The sequence below is a fragment of the Thioalkalivibrio sp. genome (assembly GCF_041690275.1).
GTDB lineage: Bacteria > Pseudomonadota > Gammaproteobacteria > Ectothiorhodospirales > Ectothiorhodospiraceae > Thioalkalivibrio.
Window position 1 is genome coordinate 1 of record NZ_JAWLHP010000099.1, and the last position, 5,831, is coordinate 5,831.

Annotated in this window: 6 protein-coding genes; all 6 read left to right on the top strand. The window is 68.9% G+C overall.

Annotated elements, in window-relative coordinates:
* The first annotated feature begins 480 nt into the window (after positions 1–480).
* Positions 481–1,059 (top strand): electron transport complex subunit RsxA, encoded by a 579-nt coding sequence (gene rsxA / locus ACESMN_RS13075; protein WP_373054047.1) that lies wholly within the window; start codon positions 481–483, stop codon positions 1,057–1,059.
* Between the two features lie 139 nt (positions 1,060–1,198).
* On the top strand, positions 1,199–1,786 hold the full coding sequence (rsxB, locus tag ACESMN_RS13080; RefSeq protein WP_373054048.1) for an electron transport complex subunit RsxB: 588 nt from the start codon (positions 1,199–1,201) through the stop codon (positions 1,784–1,786).
* A gap of 28 nt (positions 1,787–1,814) precedes the next feature.
* Positions 1,815–3,389: an electron transport complex subunit RsxC gene (gene rsxC, locus ACESMN_RS13085; RefSeq protein ID WP_373054049.1), complete on the top strand. Its 1,575-nt coding sequence runs from the start codon at positions 1,815–1,817 to the stop codon at positions 3,387–3,389.
* Positions 3,389–4,432 (top strand): electron transport complex subunit RsxD, encoded by a 1,044-nt coding sequence (gene rsxD / locus ACESMN_RS13090; RefSeq protein WP_373054050.1) that lies wholly within the window; start codon positions 3,389–3,391, stop codon positions 4,430–4,432. The genes rsxC and rsxD overlap by 1 nt, the downstream gene beginning before the upstream one ends.
* Positions 4,425–5,159, top strand: coding sequence for an electron transport complex subunit RsxG (gene rsxG, locus ACESMN_RS13095; protein ID WP_373054051.1), 735 nt, complete (start codon positions 4,425–4,427; stop codon positions 5,157–5,159). Before rsxD ends, rsxG begins: the two co-directional genes overlap by 8 nt.
* The coding region (locus tag ACESMN_RS13100) for an electron transport complex subunit E (protein ID WP_373054052.1) at positions 5,156–5,831 on the top strand (676 nt) is incomplete at its 3' end. The genes rsxG and ACESMN_RS13100, both read left to right, overlap by 4 nt.

Consider the following 5,831-nt stretch of genomic DNA (forward strand, 5'->3'; position numbering starts at 1 on the left):
TTCCAGCCGCGATCCCCCGCCCGGCGCACCATCGCGGCCAGGAGGCCGCTCCCACAACCCAACAGCACCGCCCACGTAGGAACGGGCGTAGGAGCGGCTTCCAGCCGCGATTGCCCCACCCGCTGTACCATCGCGGCCAGGAGGCCGCTCCCACAAAACATCGGCACCGCCCGCGTAGGAGCGGGCGTAGGAGCGGCTTCCAGCCGCGATTGCCCCGCCCGGTGCACCATCGCGGCTGGAAGCCGCTCCTACGATCTGGCGCGCCTTGGTGCTGGTGATGGGGCCGGGTCGGGATGAGGCGGTGGCACGAGACCGCGCGGGTCTTGGGGAGACCGGGGCAGCCGCCTGGCTGCGATGCTATGGTCGGGATCCGAAATCGGGCCGGCCCGGCCGACGGCCGCAACAGCCGTGCCGCACGCACGGTTGAGCGCGCCACCGGGGTGTCCGATACTCTCGACGTCTTGACCACGCGGGATTGCCGTGGAATACGCCCTGATCCTCGTCAGCACGATCCTGGTCAACAACTTCGTCCTGGTGAAGTTTCTCGGCCTGTGCCCGTTCATGGGCGTGTCGCGCAAGGTCGAGACCGCGACCGGCATGGGCCTGGCCACCACCTTCGTGCTGACGCTGTCCGCGGTCAGCAGCTACGTGATCAACGAGTACCTGCTCACGCCGCTGGGGCTCGAGTACCTGCGCACCATCGCCTTCATCCTGGTGATCGCGGCCGTGGTGCAGTTCACCGAGATGGTGGTGCACAAGACCAGCCCGCTGCTGTACAACGTGCTCGGCATCTTCCTGCCGCTGATCACCACCAACTGCGCGGTGCTCGGCGTCGCGCTCCTGAACGTTCAGGAGGCGCACGGCTTCGTGGAATCGGCCCTGTACGGGTTCGGCGCGGCGATCGGCTTTTCCATCGTGCTGATCCTGTTTTCCGCCATCCGCGAACGCATCGCCGCCGCCGACGTCCCGGTGCCCTTTCGCGGCAGTGCGATCGCGATGATCACCGCGGGCCTGATGTCGCTCGGCTTCATGGGCTTCTCGGGACTGCTGCGACTGTAACGATGATGGCGATTAACGGTACAACACAACACGAAGATGGGTCGCCTGTCGCCAGGCTTGTCCCCTCTCCCCATCGCTCTCCCGCTTCTGCGGAAGCGGGCGGCAACGAGCGCGCTCCGCGCGCAGCCCGGGTCAGGACATGCTGAACGCCATCCTCGCCATCGCCGGCCTCGCCCTGGTCTTCGGCCTGATCCTCGGCTATTCCGCACAGCGCTTTCGGGTAGAGGGCGATCCGATCGCCGACCAGGTCGACAACCTGCTGCCGCAGACGCAGTGCGGCCAGTGCAGCTACCCCGGGTGCCGCCCCTATGCCGAGGCGATCGCCGCGGGCGAGGCCGACATCAACCGCTGCCCGCCGGGCGGCGAGGCCACGGTCCTCGCGCTGGCCGACCTGCTCGGGCGCGATCCGAAGCCGCTCGAGGTCGAGGAGAAGGAAAAGGCCGTGGCCGTGATCGACGAACAGACCTGCATCGGCTGCACGCTGTGCATCCAGGCCTGCCCGGTGGATGCGATTGTCGGCGCCGCAAAGCAGATGCACACGGTGATCGAATCCGAGTGCACCGGCTGCGAACTCTGCCTGGAACCGTGCCCGGTGGACTGCATCGACATGGTGCCGCTGGAGCGCGGCCTGCAGGACTGGCGCTGGTCGCAGCCGGAACCCTCGCCGATCGAACGGCCGCGCGAAGACCGGCACAAGGCCACGGAGGAGCATCGGGAATCCGCCTGAAACCGGGGCCTTCCCTTACAATGCGCGCATGCAGCTCCATCACTTCCACGGTGGCCTGAAACTCGCGGACCACAAGGCCGAGAGCACTGCCCGTCCGCTGCTGACCCTGGGCGTGCCGAAATACCTCTACGTGCCCCTGTCGCAGCACATCGGGGCCCAGACCGAATGCACGGTGCAGGCCGGGGACCGGGTCGCGAAGGGACAGCGGATCGGCCGCGCCAAGGACTACATCTGCGCCAACGTGCACGCACCGACCTCGGGGTGGATCCGGGGCATCGTGGAACACCCGGTGCCGCATCCCTCCGGCCTCAGCGCACCGTGCATCAAGATCGAGACCGATGGCCGCGACCACTGGGGCGATGACCGCATGGAACCCTGGCACGACTGGCGCGAACGCGATCCACGCAGCCTGCGCGAACGGGTGCGCGACGCCGGCATCGTCGGCATGGGCGGGGCCGCCTTTCCGACCGCGGTGAAGCTCAACCCGCGTCCGGGCAAGCGCATCCACACGCTGGTGGTGAACGGGGCCGAGTGCGAGCCGTACATCAGTTGCGACGACATGCTGATGCGCACCTACCCGGAGGCCATCCTGGAGGGCGCACGCATCGTCGCGCACACAGTCGGCGCGGAGCGCGTGCTGTTCGCGGTCGAGGACAACAAGCCCGAGGCACTGCGCGCGCTGACCGACGCGATGCCCTCGGGAGAGCAGGACTTCCTCCAGATCGTGTCCATCCCGAGCGTCTACCCGACCGGGGGCGAACGCCAGCTGATCAAGGTGCTGACCGGCCACGAGGTCCCGAGCGCGGGGCTCCCGGCCGACCTCGGCATGGTCTGCCACAACACCGGGACCCTGAAGGCCATTCGCGAAGCGGTGGTGGCCGGGCAGCCGCTGATCTCGCGCATCGTCACCGTCACCGGCCCCGGCATCCGCGAGCCGCGCAACATCGAGGCGCTGATCGGCACGCCCTTCGCGGACCTGGCCGCGGCGGCCGGGGGCTACATGCCCGACGTGGACCGCCTGGTGATGGGGGGCCCGATGATGGGCTTCGCGGTCGGAGACGACGCGGTGCCCATCATCAAGGGCACCAACTGCCTGCTGGCGACCCGTCCGCAGGACGCGCCGCAACCCGGCCCGGTGATGCCATGCATCCGTTGCGGCGAGTGCACCCGGGTCTGCCCCGCCAACCTGCTGCCCCAGCAGATGTACTGGTTCGCCAAGAGCAAGGACTTCGACGCGATCCAGGACTACGGCCTGTTCGACTGCATCGAGTGCGGCTGCTGCGCCCAGGTGTGCCCGAGCAACATCCCGCTGGTGCAGTACTACCGCTTCGCGAAGCAGGAGATCTGGGGGCGCGAAAAGGACCGGCAGAAGGCCGACCTCGCCCGCGAACGCTTCGAGTTCCGGCAACAGCGCCAGGAGCGTGAGCAACGCGAGAAGGCGGAACGGCTCGCGCGGAAGAAGGCGGCACTCGGGAAGAAGGACAGCGAAGCGGGCGACAAGAAGGCCGTGATCGAGGATGCGATCGAGCGGGCCCGCGCAAAGAAGGCTGCACAGTCATCCGAGGAGAGGCCGTCGAAGGACCGCGAGCGCGCGGACGGCTGATGCGCTTCCGAACCCGCACCTCGCCGCACATGGTCCCCGGCCACAGCGTCGGGCACCTGATGCGGCAGGTACTCTACGCCCTGATCCCCGGCACCCTGGCGATGGCCTGGTTCTTCGGCTGGGGCGTGCTGGTCAACGTGGTGCTGTCCGTGCTGTTCGCGGTGATGTTCGAGGCGCTGATGGTGAAGCTCCGGCGGCGGCCGGTCGCGGTGACGCTCGGCGATTCCAGCGCCGTGCTCGCCGGCTGGCTGTTCGCGCTGGCGATCCCGCCGCTGGCCCCCGTCTGGGTGCTGCTGGTCGGCACCGGCTTCGCGATCGTGGTGGCCAAGCACCTCTATGGCGGGCTGGGCTACAACCCCTTCAATCCGGCAATGGTCGGCTACGTGGTGGTGCTGGTGTCGTTCCCGCGCGAGCTGTCGCTGTGGCCATCGCCGCAGGGTTTGATGGAGGGGCCGTTCACCCTGTGGCAGACGCTGCAGACCACGCTGACCGGACGCCTGCCGGAGGGCCTGGACTGGGACGCGATCACGCGGGCCTCGCCGCTGGACATGATGCGCGAGAGCCTGGTCACCGGTCAGACGGTGGGCGAGGTCGCGCGCAGCCCGGTCTTCGGCTCCTTCTCCCAGACCGAGTGGGAGTGGGCCGGCAACCTGTTCCTGCTCGGGGGCCTCTGGCTGCTGTACCGGCGCGTGATCACCTGGCACATCCCGGTGTCGATGCTGCTGAGCCTGGCCACGATCGCCGGGATCTTCTGGGTGTTCGATCCCGACCAGTTCGCCTCGCCGGCCTTCCACGTCTTCAGCGGCGCCGCGATCATCGGCGCCTTCTTCATCGCCACGGATCCGGTGTCCGCCGCCACCACGCCGCTTGGCCGCGTGCTGTTCGGCATCGGGATCGGGATCCTCACCTACGTGATCCGGACCTGGGGCGGCTATCCCGACGGTGTCGCCTTCGCGGTGCTGCTGATGAACATGGTGGCGCCAACGCTCGACCACTACACCCGGCCGCGCATCTTCGGCCATTCGGGGGACGGGCGTGGCTAGGCTGGTGGTCCGCGACGTGGTGATCACCACGCTGCTGCTCGGCCTGTTCGCGGCGCTCGGGACCGCGGTCGTGGCCTGGATCCAGTCCGCGACGGAGGCCCGTATCGCCGAAAACCGGCTGCAGATCACCCGCGCGCGCGTGACGCAGGTGCTCGAGGGGCTCGACTATGACAACGACCCGGTGGCGGACTACCACCGGGTCAGCGACCAGCGGCTGGGTGGCGAGGACCTGCCCGTGTGGATCGCCCGGCGCGGAACCGAGGTCGTTGGCGTCGCCCTCTCCGCGATCGCCCCGGATGGCTACAGCGGGGACATCCACCTGCTGGTGGGCATCGACCGGACCGGCACCGTGCGCGGCGTCCGGGTGATCCAGCACCGCGAGACCCCCGGCCTGGGCGACGACATCGAGGTCGAGCGCTCGGACTGGATCCACGACTTCCGCGGGCGTTCGCTGGGGGATCCGCCGGCCGAACGCTGGCGGGTGCGCCGGGACGGGGGGGTCTTCGATCAGTTCACCGGGGCTACCGTCACCCCGCGTGCGGTTGTGGGAGCGGTCCGCGACGCCCTGCTATATTTCGAGGAGAACTCGGAGGAACTGCTGGCCCTGCCGCCGCCGGAGGAGGATGAGGTGCTGACCGTCGACCCCGCCGTGCCGGAGATTCCGGACCACGTCACGCCCACGGAGAGACTGCCCGAGGCGGAGCCGCCGGGGGAGCTGCTGCAATGATCACCAGCGGCTACGGCGACATCATCCGCGAGGGCCTGTGGACCAACAATCCCGGGCTCGTCCAGCTCCTCGGGCTGTGCCCGCTGCTCGCGATCTCCGGCACCGTGGTCAACGCCCTCGGACTCGGCCTCGCCACGATCGCCACGCTGCTGATCTCCAACACGCTGGTCTCCCTGCTGCGCGAGCACGTGCGTCCCGAGATCCGGATCCCGGTCTACGTGCTGATCATCGCCTCGGCGGTCACCGCGATCGAGCTGGTGATGAACGCGTGGTTCCACGGCCTGTTCCTGGTGCTCGGCATCTTCATCCCGCTGATCGTGACCAACTGCGCGATCATCGGACGCGCCGAGGCCTTCGCCTCGCGGAACTCGGTGCCGCGGGCGGCACTCGACGGTCTGGCCATGGGTGTCGGCTTTACCGGCGTGCTGGTCGCGATCGGCGCGCTGCGCGAGATCGTCGGCCAGGGCAGTCTGCTGGACAACGCCCACCTGCTCTTCGGCGAGTGGGGACGCGATCTGCGCATCGAGCTCTTCCCGCAGGAACACGGCTTCCTGCTCGCACTGCTCCCCCCCGGCGCCTTCCTGGCGATGGGCCTGCTGATCGCGGTGAAGAACCTGATCGACGCCGGCCTCGAGGCCCGTGCGGCCCCCAGCGCCACCACCGAGCCCGCCG